Consider the following 17285-nt stretch of genomic DNA (forward strand, 5'->3'; position numbering starts at 1 on the left):
GTGCGCCAGGTCATCGCCGCGGGCGCGAATGTCGAGGGTGGCGATCCCCTCTTCGACATGCGGCCGGTGTGGATGGCGAGCCCCCAGACGGTGGCGCAGATATTCCCGCGCCGGGAGCTGTTCGACGTGGTCATCTTCGACGAGTCCTCGCAGTGCCGGCTGGAGGAGGCGCTGCCGGTGCTGACGCGGGCGAAGCGGGTGGTCATCGCGGGAGATCCCAAGCAACTGCCGCCCACGCGCTTCTTCGAGAGCGCCGTGGTGCAGAGCCAGGAGGAGCTGGACGCAGAGAGCGAGCAGGGCCTCTTCGAGGATCAGCAGGCCGAGGTGGAGGATCTGCTCGGCGCGGCGCTGAACCTGGAGATCGACCAGTGCTACCTGGATGTGCACTACCGCTCGCAGAACGCGGACCTGATCGGCTTCAGCAACGAGCACTTCTATGACTCGCGGCTGCAGGCCATTCCGGGGCACCCGTCCAACCGGGTGGAGCACGCGCCGTTGCGGCTCCTCCACGCGGGAGGCCAGTACGAGAAGCGGGTGAACGTCGTGGAGGCGCGGGCGGTGGGAGCGCTGGTGAAGGAGCTGCTGTCGCAACCGGAGCCGCCGTCCATCGGCGTGGCGTGCTTCAACCTGTCGCAGCGCGACGCCATCACCGAGGTGCTGGAGGAGCTGGCGGCGGCGGACGCGGACTTCGCGGCGAAGCTGGCGGCGGCGCGGGTGCGGCGTGGCGAGGGCTCGTTCGAGGGGCTCTTCGTGAAGAACCTGGAGAATGTCCAGGGTGACGAGCGGGATCACATCATCATCAGCACCACGTACGGCCCGGACGCGAAGGGGCGCTTCTACCGGCGCTTCGGACCGCTCGGTAGCGCGGGCGGAGGGCGGCGGCTGAACGTGCTGGTGACGCGGGCGCGGCAGCAGGTGCACCTGGTGACGTCCATCCCGCGCGAGGTGTACTCGGCGCTGCCTCCGGTGGAACAGGGCCGCAAGCCGAACGGGGGCTGGCTGCTCTTCGCCTACCTCCAATACGCCGAGCGGCTCGCGAAGGAGTACGCGCTCGAGTCCGGACAGCCGGAGGAAGCACGGGAGCGGCTGGAGCCGGTGGTGCACGAGCACCCCACGGAAGCGGGCTCGGCCTTCGCGCGGGCGCTGGCGGAGGACCTGAAGCGGACGCACGGCGTGTCCTCGGACGTGCACTGGGGCAACGACGGCTTCTGCGTGGACGTGGCCCTGCACCATCCCCGGCGCGCCGGAGACGTCACGGTGGGCGTGCTGTGCGATGGCACGCGCTACCCGAAGGCGGCGGACCCGGTGGAGTGGGATCTCTTCCGCACGGCCATTCTCGAGGGCCAGGGCTGGAAGCTGGTGCGGCTGTGGACGCCCCACTTCTTCCGGGATCCCGAGAGCGCCCGGGAGAAGGTGCTCCAGGCCGCCAGCGAGCAGATCGCCCGTCAGCCTCCAGTGCCGGACACCCAACTTCAGGGCGAGGCCCACCGCGTCCTCAACTGAACGGAGGAGGTCCTCAACAGCGGCGTGAGACCTCGGGGTTGCTTGTCGGGTGCGCGAGCAGGGACAGCTTCCCTGCTGTCCCACGCCCCAACAGGAGCCTCACATGTCATTGCCGAGCCCGCGGCGCGGGTTGTCCTGGAGGACAGCCCGTCTCCTCATCTGCCTGCTCGTGGGTCTGCTGATTCCCGCTCAGGCCGGGTGTTCGGAGTGGGCAGGCGATCCCTCCCCGGCGGACGAGCCCCGCCCCACCGAAGCCGCCGAGCCCCTCGTCTCCACGGCCCTCCCGAGTGGCTTCGTGACGGAAGTGGTGGTCTCGGGGCTGCAATACCCGACGGCGTTCGTGCGGCTGCCGGATGGCAGGCTCCTCATCGCCGAGAAGTCCGGCCTGGTCCGGGTGTTCAAGAGCGGAGTCCTGCTGAGCACCCCTTTCATCGATCTCAGGAGCCGGGTGAACTCCTACCAGGATCGCGGGTTGCTGAGCATCGCCATCGATCCCGACTTCGCGGCGAATGGCTTCGTCTATCTCCTCTACACCTACGATGACGATGCCACGGATGACACCGGCCCGAAGACGGGACGCCTGGCGCGCTACACGGCCGTGGGAGATACGGCCTCGCCCTCGAGCGAATTCGTCCTCCTCGGCACGGTGGTGGGCAGCACGTGCAAGGTCTTTCCCGCCGGCACGGATTGCATTCCCTCGGACAGCGCCTCGCACAGCGTGGGGGACCTGAAGTTCGCGCCGGATGGCACCCTCTTCGTGACGACGGGAGACGCCGCCAATTACGAGAGGGTCGACGACGATGCCTTGAGGACGCAGGACCTCGACTCGCTGGCGGGCAAGGTGCTCCACATCACCCGCACCGGCCAGGGCGTGCCTGGCAATCCCTTCTGGAATGGCAATGCGGCGGCCAACCGCTCGAAGGTCTGGGCCTATGGTCTGCGCAATCCCTACCGCTTCAGCCTGCGTCCCGACAACGGCGTTCCCTACCTGGGGGACGTGGGCTGGACCACGTACGAGGAGATCAACGCCGCGCCCGCGGGAGCCAACCTCGGCTGGCCCTGTTACGAGGGGCCCTTCGTCCAACCGGGTTACCAGTCCAAGGCGTTCTGTCAGGCGCTCTATGCCCGTGGCACCTCCGCCGTGAGGATGCCGCTGCACCATTGGGATCACACCGTGGGTACGGCGGTGACGGGCGGCATCTTCTATACCGGGACGGTCTATCCCTCGTCCTGGAAGGGCGCCTACTTCTTCGGGGACTACGGCCGGGCGTGGGTCGGCGCTCTGCGGGTCGATGCGAACGACAACCTCGTTCCCGGCAGCGTGACGAGCTTCGCCACGGGTATCGGTGCCCCGGTGGATCTCGAGATGGGGCCGGACGAGCTGCTCTATTACATCGAGATCAACGTGGGGCAGCTCCGCCGCATCCGCTACACGGCGGGCAATACACCTCCGACCTCGGTGGCCTCCGCGACTCCGCTCGAGGGATACCCGCCGCTGCTCGTGCGCTTCTCCAGTGCCGGCTCAGGGGATGCGAACGGGGATGTGCTCCAGTACACCTGGGACTTCGGGGACAACTCCCCCATCTCCAACCTGGCCAACCCGGAGCATACGTACCAGCGCCCTGGCTCGTTCACTGCCCGCCTGACCGTGAGCGATGGCCGAGGAGGAAGCAACTCCGCCACCGTACCGATCTCCGTGGGCAATCGGGCGCCCGTGCCCACCATCGCGTCCCCCTCGGGCTCGTTCCTGTTCAAGGTGGGCGATGTGGTGAGCTATTCGGGCTCGGCGAGCGATCCCGAGGACGGAGCCATTCCCGCCAGCCAGCTCTCGTGGACGCTCACGCTGCATCACTGCTCGGGAACGAACTGCCATACGCATCCGTACATCACGAGCACCGGGGCGAGCGGCTCCTTCACCGTGGCGGACCATGGTGATGAGATCTACTTCGACATCACGCTCACCGCGACGGACTCATCGGGCCTGACGGGCTCGACGACCGTGACGATCCGCCCCCAGACGGTGCGGATCACGTTGCAGTCCTCTCCACCCGGGCTGCAGGTCGTCTTCGACGGAGCGAGCAGACCCGCGCCCCTGACGAGCACGGCCATCGTCGGCTCCTCGCACACCCTCATCGCGCCCTCACCGCAAGGGAACTACACCTTCAGCACCTGGTCGGATGGTGGCGCGCGGGAACATGTCATCCGGACGGGGACGGCGGATGCGACGTATACGGCCACGTTCACGCCTGTTGGGACGGGCTCGTGCCCGGTGGGACAGTACCGGGCGGAGTACTTCAACAACCAATACCTGATGGCCCCCGCCGCGATGGTGCGCTGTGAAACGGCGCCCCTCTCCCATGACTGGGGCACGGGCAGCCCCGCCCCGAACATCAAGTCCAACTACTTCTCGGTGCGCTGGACGGGCCGGTTCAACTTCGCCGCGGGCACGTACACCTTCATCGCCCAGGTCAATGACGGCGTGCGGGTGTACGTGGACGGGACCCGCATCATCGACGCCTGGGTGTATCAACCCACCACGACCTACCAGGCCACCCGCACGCTGACAGCCGGAGAGCACCTGGTGGTCATGGAGTACAACGAGCTGCACCGGCAATGCCGTGGCCCGGCTCCGCTGGTGAGCGCTCATCCCGGATGGAATCAGTCCACCTGCACCGTGGCGAGCTGGCGGCGGCCGAGGAAGTCCTCCACTCCGAGGGCGATGGCCTCGGCCACCTCCTCCTGGTACTTCTCCGAGGCGAGGCGGCTCTCCTCCTCGGCGTGGGATAGGAAGGACGTCTCCACGAGGATGGCCGGCATCTTCGCGCCCAGCAGCACGTAGAAGAGCGCCTCCTTCGTGCCCAGATCCTTCACGCCCTTGTAGCTGCTCGACAGGTGGCTCACGAGGTTCTTCTGCACCCGCGTGGCCAGCCGCGTGGACTCCTCGGTGTTGGCCTTGGTCGCCAGGTCCGCGAGAATGAACTGCAAGTCGCTGATCCCCTTCTCCGAGGACGCGTTCTCGCGCGCCGCCAGCCGGATGGAGTAGCGGTCCGCCGACGTGTTGAGCGTATACGTCTCGATGCCGCGCAGCTTCGACGTGGGCGCCGAGTTGCAGTGGATGGAGATGAAGAGATCTCCCTTCATCTCGTTGGCCATGCGCGAGCGCTCCTCCAGCTTGAGGTAGCGGTCGCCATCCCGGGTGAGCATCACCTCCAGCCCCCGGTGGCGCAGCTCACGCGCGAGCTTCTGCGCGATGGCCAGCGTCACTTCCTTCTCCTGCGTCCCCTTGCGGCCAATGGCGCCCGTGTCGTGGCCACCGTGCCCCGCGTCGATCACCACCCGGCGCACCTTCAGCCCGAGCTGCTCCGCCAGCGTCAGCTCCGCGTGGTTGGACGCCTTCGCCACCGCCTTGAGCCGGGCCTGCGCCATATGCTCGTCCACCGGAGCGGTGACGGACTTGTGCGGCGCGAGAACCTCGGGCTTCGTGGGCTCCACGGCGGGCTTCACGGTCTGCTCGGCCACCTTCACCGGCTCCGTCACCTTCGCCGGCTCCGCCGCCGGCTTCACCGGCTCGGCCACCTTCACCGGCTCCGCCGAGGGCTTCGGCTCCGGGGCAGGCTCCGGCTGCGTGGCGCCGGGCTCGCGCGAAGTCCGGCCGATGGCCTCCAACAGCGGCGACGTGCCGGGCCGCTCCCCCGCCCCAGTGGACGCCGCGGCGTGCTGCGCGGGCGCCGGCTGCGGCTCGGACGGCTTGGACAGATCGACGCGGATCACCGGGAGCGGCTCGGCGGCCGGCTTGGATTGCGCCACGGCGGGGGCCTTCTCGCGCACGGGCGCCGGCGTCTTGGACGCGGGAGGCGGCGGCAGCGAGGCCAGCAGCGCCTTCAGATCCTTGACGCGATCACCCTTGGGGTTGGCCTTGAGAATGCCGGTGAGGACACGGCGCGCGGCCTCGGGCTGATCCAACCGCTCGAAGTACATGCGCGCGAGCGTCAACGCCGCGTCGTCCGCCAGCCGGTGCCGCGGGTGGGCCTCCACCAGGCGGGTGTAGTCGGCGATGGCCGCCTGCTGATCCTCGGGGACGAAGGAGATGCGGCTCAGCTCGCTGAGCAGCTCCGCGGCCGTGAAGAGCGCGTCCGGGGCCCGCGGGCTCTTGGGATGGGCGCTGGCCACGGCCTCGAAGCGGGCCGCCACGTTGAGCCAGTTGTGGCGCAGCTTGCGCCGCGCGGCGTCATCCTTGAGGGCGTAGTAGGACCGGCGCGCCTCCTGGTAGGCGGTCTCGGCCGGATCCCGTTTCGCCTGGGTGGCGATCGGCAACAGCAGGGCCAGGAGCAGGACGAGGCGCGGGAGCATGGTCGGTCCTCCAAGGACGGAGAGGGCTACAGGTGTGTGTCACGGCCCCCCTGCCCCCGCAAATTTTCGCCCCCCTCAGCGCACCCACCCCAAGGTCCGTGCCAGCCCCTCGTCGATGACGCGGGCCTCGCCCGGCAACGAGGACAGCACCGCGGCCAGCACCTTGTCCCCGTTGCGCACCGGCGCCCGGCCAGGGCGCAGCCGCGCGCGCACCGGGTGCTTCTGATCCTGCTTCCAATAGCTGGCCGGGAAGAGCACCTCGCGGCGCGACTCCGGCAGCGGGCCGTCCGGTGTCAGCCACACCAGCATGCCCTTGCGCAGCGGCTCCAGCTCCGCGCGCAGCGTCCGCCGCAGCTCCCGGACGAAGAGGCCCACCCCCACGAGCGCCCCGAGCCCCAGGCCCCAGGGCACCAGCCCCAGCGTCCTCGCGCGCGCCCGCACGTACCCCGCCTCGCGGGGCTTGTCCGGCACGCGCGGATCCACCAGCAACAGCACGCGCGCCCCCGGTCCCAGGCCCTCGGCGTACTCCGCGTGGGTGCGCACCCCGCTGGCCGAGTACCTCACCTCGTCCACCGCGTAGAGCACCTCCAGCGTGGCCTCGGCGCCCTCGCGCTCACCCCGGGGCGGCAACGTCAGCGCCGCCAACTGGCCCTCCAGCTCCTGGGCCCGCGACAGGAAGTCCTGCTCCTCCACCACGAAGCGGCCCAGGGCTCCCGCGCCCGCGCCGAGCATCGCCATCACCCCCAACCCCACGGCCGCCACGCGCACGAGCCGGGGAATGGCACCGGGGACCTTCGAGAGGGGAACGCGTCGGGGAGCCTGCGGGATGGCGAGCTGCATGGCCCCATCCTATACACAGCGCCTTCCGGCTCACCCCCAGGACAGCACGTACTCGCTGGTGAGGGGCCCCATCACCCGGCTCCACACCCGGGGCTCGCGCGTGCCCACCACCTCGAGCGCCGCCACCAGCGCGCCCTCCACGTACGCCAGGGGGAGGAAGTCCCGATCCAGCCGCACGAGGGCACTGCCCGCATTCGCCCACGCCACCACGCACTGGCCGCCATTGGCCGCGGCCGCCGCGTACGCCATGGGAAGGCTGTCCAGCAGCCGCTTCGGCTCGCCCGTCAGCAGGGTCTGCAACGGCCTGCCCGTCGAGGAGGCGAAGAAGTCCGTGGCGCCCCGCCGGCCCAACGCCCGCATCGCCCCCTGGAAGTCCCCGTATCCGCTGCCCAGCAATCGCGCCGCCGTCCACAGCAGCCGCAGGAAGTCGCTCGTCGGGTAGCAGGTGAAGTCCGTGAACTTGCGTCTTCCGCACACCTCGACGCAGTGCTCCACGGAGGCCTCGTCCGCCAACGCCCACATCACCTCCAGCACGCTGCGGAAGAACATCCCGCGCACGCTGTCGGCTGGCGTCGCCAGTCCCAGTCTCCGCTCGAGCCTCCAGTTCGGCCCCGATTTCCTCCGGGTCCGCTCCGGTCACACGCCTCATGCGCAACGCCCCTCCCGGGCAACCCTCCCCCCTACGGCCATCTTCTTCAATATTGGGGGGGCCGGCGCCTCTGGCACGAAAGAGCCGCCCCGGAAGTTTGGATCTGGAACAGATCCATCCGGGGCCGTTCCCCCGGATGCGCCCCAGGCAGGCATTTCCCCTCGGAGACCCGCCAACTGGGGGCTGAGTGCTTCACGCTGGCGGTGTATGATTGTGCACAGACCATCTGCGAACGCGGATGTGGGGGATCCACCTTCGTCATGTCGAGCACTTCCACCATCCAGGCGGGACAGGCCATCCCGGAGGCTGTGCGCCCCCACGGGCAGGGGCGTTGGAGTCAACGGCTGGGGGGATGGATCCTCACCCGGCTGGACGTCTTCCTGTCGGAGCCGCTGCGCCAGGCCCCGCCGGAGGACGTGGTCCGCTGCCGCCTGCTGGTCTGCATCTCCCTGGGGCTGTTGCTGATCGACACGGTGCTGCTGGCCTTCCTGCCCGTCAGCCCCCAGCCCTGGGTGCACGGCCCGGTCGCGCTCTTCTCCTTCTCCATGAACACGGCCGCGCTGGTGATGCTGCGGCGGCGCTCCTCCCACGAGCTGTCCGCGCTGCTGGTCTGCTCGACCATCGCCGCCACGTTCGTGTTCGCCTGCGTCACCAGCACCCGGGCCTTCTCGGCCTCGCACGCGGGGAGCATGCTCCTGCCCGCGATGTCGGTGTACCTGATGGGGGCGCGCCTGGGGTTCCTCCTCACCGTGCCCGTGGCCCTGTGCGTGGGCCTCGTCCACCCCTTCTACTTCCTCACCCGCCTGCCCGAGCCCATCAACGCGGCCAACCTGTGGCTCGTGGATATCCTCGCCGCCCTCTGCATGATGGGCATCTGGGCGGTGAGCTGGCTGCACACGGCCGCACGCAACCAGGCCCACGCGGCGCGCGAGCAGGCGCTGCGCACCCTGCGCGAGAGCGAGCGCAAGCTGCACAGCCTCATCGAGAACACCGAGGATCTGGTGTGCTCCGTGGACACGGAGGGACGGCTCCTCGTCGCCAACTCGGCGATGCGGCGGGCCTTCCGCGAGCGGTATGGCAGGGAGCCCGTGCCCGGCGAGTCCCTCTTCGCCGCCGCCCCCGCCGAACACCAGGAGGGCTGGAAGCGGAACCTCGAGAAGGCGTTCAGCGGGCAGCGCGTGAAGTACGAGGACACCCATGTCCGGGGAGGCCGGACGCTGGTCACCGACCTGTCCTTCAACCCCGTCTTCGGCGAGGACGGCCAGCCGCTGGGGTTGACGCTCTTCGGGCGGGACATCACCGAGCGCAAGGAGTCCGAGACCAAGCTGAGCGAGATGCACCGCAGCCTGCTGGACGTCTCGCGCCACGCGGGCATGGCGGAGGTGGCCACCGGCCTGCTGCACAACGTGGGCAACACCCTCAACAGCGTCAACGTCTCGGCCAACCTCGTCACCGATCGCATCCGCGGCCTCCGGGTGGGCGGGCTCGTCCGCTCCGTGGAGCTGCTGCGCGAGCACTCCGGCGACCTGGGCACCTTCTTCTCCACGGATCCCCGCGGCCTGCAGCTCCCGGCCTACCTCGGGGCCCTGGCGGATCAGCTCACCGAGGAGCAGCAGGCGCTGCTGGACGAGCAGCGCACGCTCACCGAGGGGCTCGAGCACGTCAAATCCATCGTCAGCATGCAGCAGGAGCACGCGCGCTTCGCCGGCATGGTGGAGCTGATGTCGGTGACGCGGCTCATCGACGACGCCCTGCGCCTGCAGTCCGTCTCCTTCACCCGCCATGGCATTCAAGTCCGCCGCGAGTACGCCAACGTGCCGCCCATCCTGCTGGACCGGCACAAGCTGCTGCAGATCATCCTCAACCTGCTGAGCAACGCGCGGCACGCGTTGATCGACGGCGGCCTGCCGGACAAGTGCATCACCATCCGCGTCGAGCCCGCCGCCGAGGACCGGCTGCGCATCCAGGTGTCCGACAACGGCATGGGCATCCCCGCGGAGAACCAGGCGCGCCTCTTCTCGCAGGGCTTCACCACCAAGAAGGACGGCCACGGCTTCGGGCTGCACATCAGCGCCCTGTCCGCCATCGAGATGGCCGGCAGCCTCATGTGTGAAAGCGAGGGCTCCGGCAAGGGCGCCACCTTCACCATCGAGCTGCCCATGCAGTGCGAGGATCCCCGCATCTGACGGCGGGGATCCCCGGTCCCGCGGCCTACTTCGACTTCAGGTCGCGCTCACCCAGGTTCGTGGCACCCACCCAGCGCATGCGGTTGAAGCCATCGAGGTTCTTGTTGGCGACGATCTGGAAGCAGGTGGACGCGCCCTGCGCGGCGATCTCCACGGACCAGCCGAGGAACATCTGCCAGAGGCGGAACCACCACTCGCCGTAGGTCTTCACGATGTCGGCGCGGTTGGCCATCCAGTTGTCGTACCAGCGCGAGATCGTCAGCGAGTAGTGGATGCCCACGTTCTCCACGCTGTGGATCTCGAAGCCCGCGGTCTCCAGGTTGCTCACCACGAAGGAGAGCGGCATGGAGGCGTCGGCGCCCGGGAAGATGTACTTGTTCATGAAGAGGCCCCACACCAGGTCCTCGAAGTGGAAGCCGAGGGTGCCCTTCTTGGCGCGCAGGCCGGCGATCTGCAGGTAGAAGAGCCCGTCATCGGCGAGCATCCCGTACACCTGCTTCATGAAGTCCTGGAACTTGCGCACGCCCACGTGCTCGGCCATCTCCAGGCAGGAGATCTTGTCGTACGGGCCGGCCGGGATGTCGCGGTAGTCCAGCGTGAGGATGCGGGCGCGATCGCTCACGCCCATGCGCTGGATCTGCTCCGTGCCGTACGCGGCGCCCTTCTCCGCGATGGTGATGCCCGTCGCGTCCACGCCGCAGTCCTTGGCCGCCGTCGCCACCAGCGTGCCCCAGCCACAGCCGATGTCGAGGTAGCGCTCGCCCTTCTTGAGCTGCAGCTTGTCGCAGACCAGCTTCATCTTCTGGTCCTGCGCATCCTCCAGCGTCTGGTTGGGCGAGGTGAAGAAGCCGGACGTGTAGATCATCCGCGGCCCGAGGAACCAGCCGAAGAAGTCGTTGCCGCGGTCGTAGTGCTCGCGGCCGATGCGGAGATCCTGCTCCTGCGAGTGGATGAGCACCTCGGGCAGGAAGTTGGTGAGCAGGAACTTGAAGTGATCCGCGACGAACTTGTAGTCGGCCACCGAGTGGCGGCCACGGATGAAGGCGCGGAAGTCGCCCTCGATGTCGAGGCGCTCGTGGATGTAGTCCTCGATGAGCGTGGTCATCGGAACCTTGCCGGCGGCATAGCGTGCGGCGGCCGGGCCCTTCGGATTGAGACGGAACGACACAGGTGCATCCATGCTGTTTCTCCGGAAAAGATGGGTGCCGGGTGGAGGGAGAGGGGTCCTCACGTCGGCCCTGTCTCCCCCTGGCCTGGCGCTTGGTGTCCGGCCACTGTACGTGAGTACACGCGGGCCCGTGTGAATTCCTTCACGCTTGCCGCCGCCCGGACGTCTCCGGAGCCACGAAGCCACGAGCCGCGCCCTCGGAGGCGTGGGGCCATCGTGCGATAGTCGACGCTCCGGGCGCCCCGAGCGGTGCTCGAGAACGGGGAAGAGTCATGCACGCGTTTCAGAAGAAGTCGTTGCAAGCGGTCCTGCTGCTGAGCCTGGGCAGCATCGGCTGTGAGCTGCTCCCAGGGGGCGATGACGAGAAGGACACCCGGGCCCCGACGAATGTCCGGGTGACGGGCGGCGTGACGGCGGGAGAGAGCGTCACGGGCCAGCGGACGTTGCAGGCCACCGCCGACGACGATTCCGGCAAGGTGGCCCGGATCGAGTTCTCCGTCTCCGGCGAATCCGTCTGCATGGATGCGGCGGCCAAGAATTCCGGCCAGACCTTCTCGTGCACCTGGGACTCGTCCACGAAAGCCCAGGGGAGCTACGAGCTCACGGCCAGGGCCTTCGATGCTGCGGGCAATGCCACCACGTCCGAGCCCATCTCCTTCACCATCCCCGTCCCCAACAACGTCCCCACCATCACCCGGGTGACGGCCACGCCCACCACCCTCGACGAGGGCGCGAGCACCACCCTCTCGGTGACCGCGAGCGACGTGGAGGGGGATGCGCTCACCTACTCGTGGGCGCAGATCCCCGCCTCTCCGGCGGGCACCTTCAGCGACGCGGCCGGGACGGCCCCCACGTGGAAGGCGCCCTTCCTCTCGAGCAACACGACCTTCGCCCTGCAGGTGACGGTCTCGGATGCGAAGGGAGGCTCGGCCCAGGCCACGGTGGACGTGGCGGTGGCCAACGTCCCCGCCCTCAACAACGCGCCCACCGTGGACCCGGCCATCACCATCTCCTCCACCTCGGTGATCGCCGGTGAGACCGTCAACCTCTCCATCGGCGCGACGGATGCGGATGGAGATCCGCTCACCTACACCTGGACCACGAGCGTGGCGGGCCAGGGCACCTTCACGAACGCGGCGGCCTCCGCGGCCCAGTGGCGCTCGCCCGACATCAGCGCGGCCACGTCCTACACCTTCGAGCTCACCGTGTCCGATGGGACCGACTCCGTGACGCGCTCGGTGGAGGTGCAGGTCAACGTCCCCCAGTACGCCCGGGACCTCCAACCCATCTGGAACGCGCAGTGCACGGCCTGCCACATCAGCCTCGGCCGTGGAGGATTGAACCTGGCGCCGGGCAGCTCCCACGCCTCCCTCGTCAATACCCCCGCGGCTGGCGCTCCCTGCGGCGGCGCGGGACGCACGCGCGTGGTGCCGGGCAACCCGGAGGCCTCCCTGCTGGTGAACAAGCTCGGCCCCACCCCCGCCTGCGGCACCCGGATGCCGCAGGGCAATGAGTTCCACTTCGACAACAACCCCGGGGAGCTGACCCGCATCCGCTCCTGGATCCTCGCGGGCGCCCCCAACAACTGACGGCGGCCATAACGGTCTCCACTTCCGGAGTGGGAGCGCGCTACGCTCGTTCCCCTCCGGAGGGCAGAGAGGCATGCGTCGTTTCGAGTTCGTCGACGGCTCGTCGAAGAAGTTCTGGGAGATCGAGCTTCCAGGGCACGGAGTTCACCGTGCGCTGGGGACGCATCGGCACCAGCGGGCAGACCCAGCAGAAGTCCTTCGCCAACACCGTGAAGGCCCAGGCCGAGCACGACAAGCTCGTCGCCGAGAAGCAGAAGAAGGGCTATTCGGAGGTGGGGGGTGGGGACGAGGTGCAGCCAGCCGCTCCCGCTCCCGCACCCACTCCCGCCCGGAAGAAGGCCGCCGCCAAGACGGCCGCCGCTCCGGAGCCCGCCTCCGTCCCCGAGGAGGCCCCCGCTCCCGCTCCGGCGGCACCGGCGCCCGCCGACACCCAGCAGCCCATCGTCTGGAGCGAAGCCCTCGTGCGGCGTGTGCACCCGCGGCGGGGGGGACTCCAGGTTCCGGTCCGTCCCCTCACCTCCGCGAAGAAGGCCTGGACCGCGACCGTCGAGGCGTTCGCGAAGTACACCGGTCAGTTCAAGCCCAAGGCGGGCGATTTCGCCGCGCAGACGGCGGCCGTCGCGGCACGGCTGCGCGGCACCGAGCCGTCCATCGGGACGCCCGAGGAGGACGCGGTCCTCCTGGCCTTCGTGCAGCACAAGACGAGCTACAACGACAAGTCGCCCAACGTCGATCCCGCCGTCGACCTGCTGTTCTCCCAGGGAGGGCCCGTCCACGCGACGCGGGCCGTGCTCCTGTCGCTGGCGATCCACCTCGAAGGAGCGGCCCCGGCATTCGCGGCGCGCCGTGGCCCGAACACGGAGTGGTACGACACCCTGGCCAGGGGGGAGCTGTTCGGCCTGCCCCGACTGCGGGCCCTGCTCGCCACCCAGACCGATGACGCGGGGTACGCGGCCGCCCGCGATGCCGCCGCGGCCCTCCAGGAGCAGGCCACCGCCGAGCAACGTGCCGGCGCGGCCTTCCTCTTCCCCACGGAGAAGGCCTGGGTCCGCGCCGAGGCCGAGGCCTACGACAAACAGCCGGAACAGCAGCCGGATCTCTTCCTCTGCTCGCTCTCGGACCGCGCCACCCTCGGGCTCGTGGCGCCCCACCTCCAGGGCATGTACCTGCTCGGCGGCTACTACCCCCGGGACTACCTGCCCTCGGCGCTCGAGGGCCTGGGCGTGGATGCGCTCGAGCTCCTGCGGGCCATGGCCACCCAGCCGTACTCCAACGCCGAGAGCCGGCGGGGCTGGGCCGAGCTCGTCTCCGTCATCAACTCCGACGAGGCGATGACGCTCCTGCTCGATCACCTCGACAAGGAGGTGATGCCCTTCGCGCTCGAGGCGGGCCTGCGATGGCCCGGCCGTGCGCTGCGCCTGCTGGTGCCCCGGGCCTCGCAGCGAGGCAAGGAGGCGGAGGCCCCGCGAGCGGTGCTCACCACCCTGGTGCGCCGCGCCTCCGACACCGTGAAGGCCGAGCTGCCCGGGCTGTCCGAGGAGGCGCGCAAGCTCGTCACCAGCCTCCAACTGGTGTCCACCGGCCCCGACGTCCCCGAGGCCCGTCCCAGCGAGCTTCCGCCCGTGCTCGCCCATCCGCCCTGGAAGGCGGGGAAGCCCGCCGCCCTCCCCGTGCTCGCGGACGTGACGCCACCCGCGGTTGCCGACGCCCTGGTGTGGCGCGAAGGCGAGCGCGAGGCCTGGTCCCGGGAGAAGAGCTGGGAATACGGCGAGCGGTACGCGGAGTACACCCCGGCGCAGTGGGACGCGGCACGCAAGACCCTGCCCCCGCTGACCGCGCGCCCCCGGGCGAGCTTCTTCGTGTTCGCCCCCGTGGATCTCGCCCTGCAGCACCTCGCGCACTTCGAGCCCGAGCATTGGGGAGATGAGGCATGGCTGCCCGCCGTCGCCGCGAACCTCGGGCTCGCGGCGATCCCTCCCCTCCTCCAGTTCGTCACCGAGAAGGGAGGCGAGTCGTACCGCCTGCTGCTGCCCTTCGGCGCCTCGCGGCTGGCTCCGCAGGTGGCCGAGGCCTTCGCGGGCTCGAAGAAGGCCCGGCCCCATGCCCGCGCCTGGCTGCTCCGCCACCCCGAGCACGCCGCCGCCGGGCTCCTCCCCGCAGCGCTCGGCAAACAGGGCAAGCTCAAGGAGGCCGCGTGCGCCGCGCTGCGCCTGCTCGCCGCCAACGGGCACGAGGCCACCGTGCTCGGCGTGGCCGGGCGTGTCTCGCCCCAGGTGCGCGAGGCGGCCGCGCAGGTGCTCGCGTTCGATCCGCTGCAGCTCTTCCCCCAGAAGCTGCCGAAGCTGCCCGGCTTCTTCGCTCCAGGGGGCCTGCCCCGGCCGCTGCTCGCCGATCGCTCGGCGAAGCTGCCCATCGCGGCCATCGAGACGCTCGGGATGTGCCTGGCCATCTCCCCCCTCGAGGAGCCCTATGCCGGCCTCGCGCAGGTGAAGGCCGCGTGCGAGCCCGCGAGCCTCGCCCGCTTCGCCTGGGGCCTCTTCGAGGCGTGGATGGTGGCGGGGGCGCCGAGCAAGGAGGCCTGGGCCTTCCAGGCGCTCGGCCACCTCGGTGACGACGATTGCGCACGGAAGCTCGCGCCGCTCATCCGCCAGTGGCCCGGCGAGGCCGCCCACGCGCGCGCGGTCACTGGGCTGAGCGTGCTCGCGGCCATCGGCACCGACGTCACGCTCATCTACCTCAACGGCATCGCCGAGAAGGTGAAGTTCAAGGGCCTGCAGCAGAACGCCCAGGAGAAGATCGCGCAGATCGCCGAGGCCCGGGGACTCACCCGGGACGAGCTCGCCGACAGGCTCGTGCCGGACCTGGGGCTGGACGAGAACGGCTCGCTCCCGCTGGACTTCGGTGAGCGCACCTTCACCGTCGGCTTCGACGAGCAGCTCAAGCCCTTCGTGAAGGACGCCACGGGCGCGCGGCTGAAGGATCTGCCCAAGCCCACGAAGAAGGACGATCCCGAGAAGTCCCAGGCCGCCGAGGAGCGGTGGAAGGCGCTCAAGAAGGACGCGAAGGCGGCGGCCGGTCTCCAGGTGCTGCGCATGGAGCTGGCCATGTGCGCCCGGCGCCGCTGGAGCGCGGAGACGTTCCGCCAATTCTTCGTCGAGCACCCGCTGCTCATCCACGTGGTGCGCCGCCTGGTGTGGGGCAGCTACACGGCGGACGGGAAACTGGCCGCCACGTTCCGCGTGGCCGAGGACCGGACCTACGCGGACCTGAACGAGGACACGTGGACGCTGCCCGATGACGCGAGCGTGGGGATTCCCCATGCGCTGGAGCTGGATGGGCAGACGGCGGGGGCCTGGGGGCAGATCTTCGCGGACTACCAGTTGCTGCAGCCCTTCGCCCAACTGGGCCGCCCCACCTACGCACCGACGGCGGAGGAGCGCGCGGGCACGGAGCTGGTGCGCGTGAAGGGGCTGAAGGTACCCACCGGCAAGGTGCTGGGGCTCGAGACGCGCGGCTGGCGCCGGGGTCCGCCCCAGGACGCGGGAGTCGTGGGGTGGATGGAGAAGCACCTCGGCCCCGATCACATGATCCAACTGGACCTGGATCCCGGCCTCTACACGGGCATGCTCTCCGAGTCCCCCGAGCAGACCCTGGACACCGTCACGGTGCGCGAGCCCAACACCTGGGGAAAGGAAGGCACGTACCCGCTCGGGACGCTCGACCCCATCCTCTTCTCCGAGCTGGTGAGGGATCTCGAAGGACTACGCCCCGCCTGAGGAGAGGCGGTCGTCCGTCAGAAGTCTCCCCAGGTGCGCGAGCAGAAGGCCATCGCTTCGAAGCTCGACGACAGCGTGGCGAAGAACGTGAACCCCGGCCCGCCTGATGGCGGCCGGGGCCTTGCTCAACCCTACGCCTGCCTGTACATCACGGCAGGTAGATGATGCGCCACTGGGCGTAGGCCTCGGTGTTGGGATCAGTGGCGTGGACGGCGACCTGGTTGGGAACCTTGGCGCCGGGCGAGCAGCCGTTGCAACGCGCCAGGAACTTGCCCGTGTCCGCCTTGAGCCCGTACTTGCCGTTGGCCAGCAGCACCGGGGTGAACTGGGCATACGGCTGCGTCGAGTCCGTCACGTGCACCGTGGCGAAGTCCGGCTTCGCCCCGTTGACGATGCAGCCGTTGCACCGGCCCACGAACTTCCCCGTGTCCGCCTTGAGCGCGATCTTGCCGTTGCCCACGTTCACCACCGAGAACTGGGCATAGGCACCCTGGGCCGGGCTCGTGACGTGGTCGGTGATGGTGTCGGGGAACCTGTTGTCCACCGTGGTCTGGCAGCCGTTGCACCGGGCGAAGTACTTCCCGTCATCCGCCTGCAGGGCGATCTTGCTGCCCGTGGGGAAGTTGATCGGGAGGATGTTCCACTGGGCGTAGGCCTCGGTGTTGGGATCGGTGGCGTGGACGGCGACCTGGTTGGGAACCTTGGCGCCGGGCGAGCAGCCGTTGCAGCGCGCCAGGAACTTGCCCGTGTCCGCCTTGAGCCCGTACTTGCCGTTGGCCAGCAGCACCGGGGTGAACTGGGCATACGGCTGCGTCGAGTCCGTCACGTGCACCGTGGCGAAGTCCGGCTTCGCCCCGTTGACGATGCAACCGTTGCACCGACCCACGAACTTCCCCGTGTCCGCCTTGAGCGCGATCTTGCCGTTGCCCACGTTGATCAGCTCGAACTGGGCGTAGGCGCCCTGGGTGGGGCTCGTGACGTGGGTGGTGATGGTGTCGGGGAACTTGTTGGTCACCGTCGTCTGGCAGCCGTTGCACCGGGCGAAGTAGGTCCCGTCGTCCGCCTGCAGCGCGACCTTCAGTCCCTGGGCCTGGGCGATCCCAGGCAGCAGCCCCAGCAGGCCCATCAGACAGAGGACGGCGCGTAAATGATTGACCAAGATGAAGTCTCCTTGTTTCGAGATGCGGCGAATGCCGTAGTGAGAGAGCGCCCTTTGAGTGGGCG

Annotated in this window: 9 protein-coding genes and 1 pseudogene; 5 read left to right on the plus strand and 5 right to left on the minus strand. The window is 69.3% G+C overall.

Annotation, left to right across the window (positions count from 1 at the left end; translation table 11 throughout):
- Positions 1–72 precede the first annotated feature (72 nt).
- Positions 73–1503, plus strand: a complete 1431-nt coding sequence (locus ACN28I_RS06850) for an AAA domain-containing protein (RefSeq protein WP_420948584.1) — start codon at positions 73–75, stop codon at positions 1501–1503.
- A 103-nt stretch (positions 1504–1606) separates the two neighbouring features.
- A pseudogene (locus ACN28I_RS06855) lies at positions 1607–4054 on the plus strand (PQQ-dependent sugar dehydrogenase); the annotation flags it as partial.
- Between the two features lie 107 nt (positions 4055–4161).
- Here the strand turns inward: ACN28I_RS06855 and ACN28I_RS06860 are convergent.
- The 3 genes from ACN28I_RS06860 to ACN28I_RS06870 all read right to left on the minus strand — a co-directional run bounded on the left by ACN28I_RS06860 (position 4162) and on the right by ACN28I_RS06870 (position 7278).
- Positions 4162–5853, minus strand: a complete 1692-nt coding sequence (locus ACN28I_RS06860) for an N-acetylmuramoyl-L-alanine amidase (protein ID WP_420941303.1) — start codon at positions 5851–5853, stop codon at positions 4162–4164.
- 75 nt (positions 5854–5928) lie between these two features.
- On the minus strand, positions 5929–6693 hold the full coding sequence (locus ACN28I_RS06865; RefSeq protein WP_420941304.1) for a DUF3592 domain-containing protein: 765 nt from the start codon (positions 6691–6693) through the stop codon (positions 5929–5931).
- 30 nt (positions 6694–6723) lie between these two features.
- Positions 6724–7278: a TIGR02265 family protein gene (locus ACN28I_RS06870; RefSeq protein WP_420948585.1), complete on the minus strand. Its 555-nt coding sequence runs from the start codon at positions 7276–7278 to the stop codon at positions 6724–6726.
- 324 nt (positions 7279–7602) lie between these two features.
- Here ACN28I_RS06870 and ACN28I_RS06875 point away from each other — a divergent pair, with 324 nt between their 5' ends.
- A complete protein-coding gene (locus ACN28I_RS06875; protein WP_420941305.1) occupies positions 7603–9528 on the plus strand; it encodes a two-component system sensor histidine kinase NtrB in 1926 nt (641 codons plus the stop codon).
- A 25-nt stretch (positions 9529–9553) separates the two neighbouring features.
- On the opposite strand, the gene ACN28I_RS06880 is transcribed toward ACN28I_RS06875, so the two are convergent.
- On the minus strand, positions 9554–10708 hold the full coding sequence (locus ACN28I_RS06880) for a class I SAM-dependent methyltransferase (RefSeq protein WP_420941306.1): 1155 nt from the start codon (positions 10706–10708) through the stop codon (positions 9554–9556).
- Between the two features lie 260 nt (positions 10709–10968).
- Between ACN28I_RS06880 and ACN28I_RS06885 the strand changes: the two genes are divergently transcribed.
- Together ACN28I_RS06885 and ACN28I_RS06890 are read left to right on the plus strand one after the other, a co-directional pair.
- Positions 10969–12285 carry an Ig-like domain-containing protein gene (locus ACN28I_RS06885; protein ID WP_420941307.1) on the plus strand — a complete coding sequence of 439 codons (1317 nt, stop codon included), beginning with the start codon at positions 10969–10971 and terminating at the stop codon, positions 12283–12285.
- Between the two features lie 149 nt (positions 12286–12434).
- Positions 12435–16061, plus strand: coding sequence for a DUF4132 domain-containing protein (locus ACN28I_RS06890; RefSeq protein WP_420941308.1), 3627 nt, complete (start codon positions 12435–12437; stop codon positions 16059–16061).
- A 148-nt stretch (positions 16062–16209) separates the two neighbouring features.
- On the opposite strand, the gene ACN28I_RS06895 is transcribed toward ACN28I_RS06890, so the two are convergent.
- The gene (locus tag ACN28I_RS06895; protein ID WP_420941309.1) at positions 16210–17220 is read right to left on the minus strand and encodes a fascin domain-containing protein; all 1011 of its coding nucleotides are present in this window, start codon (positions 17218–17220) and stop codon (positions 16210–16212) included.
- Positions 17221–17285 lie beyond the last annotated feature (65 nt).

It is taken from the genome of Archangium gephyra (assembly GCF_049060025.1).
In the GTDB taxonomy this organism is placed as follows: domain Bacteria; phylum Myxococcota; class Myxococcia; order Myxococcales; family Myxococcaceae; genus Archangium; species Archangium gephyra_A.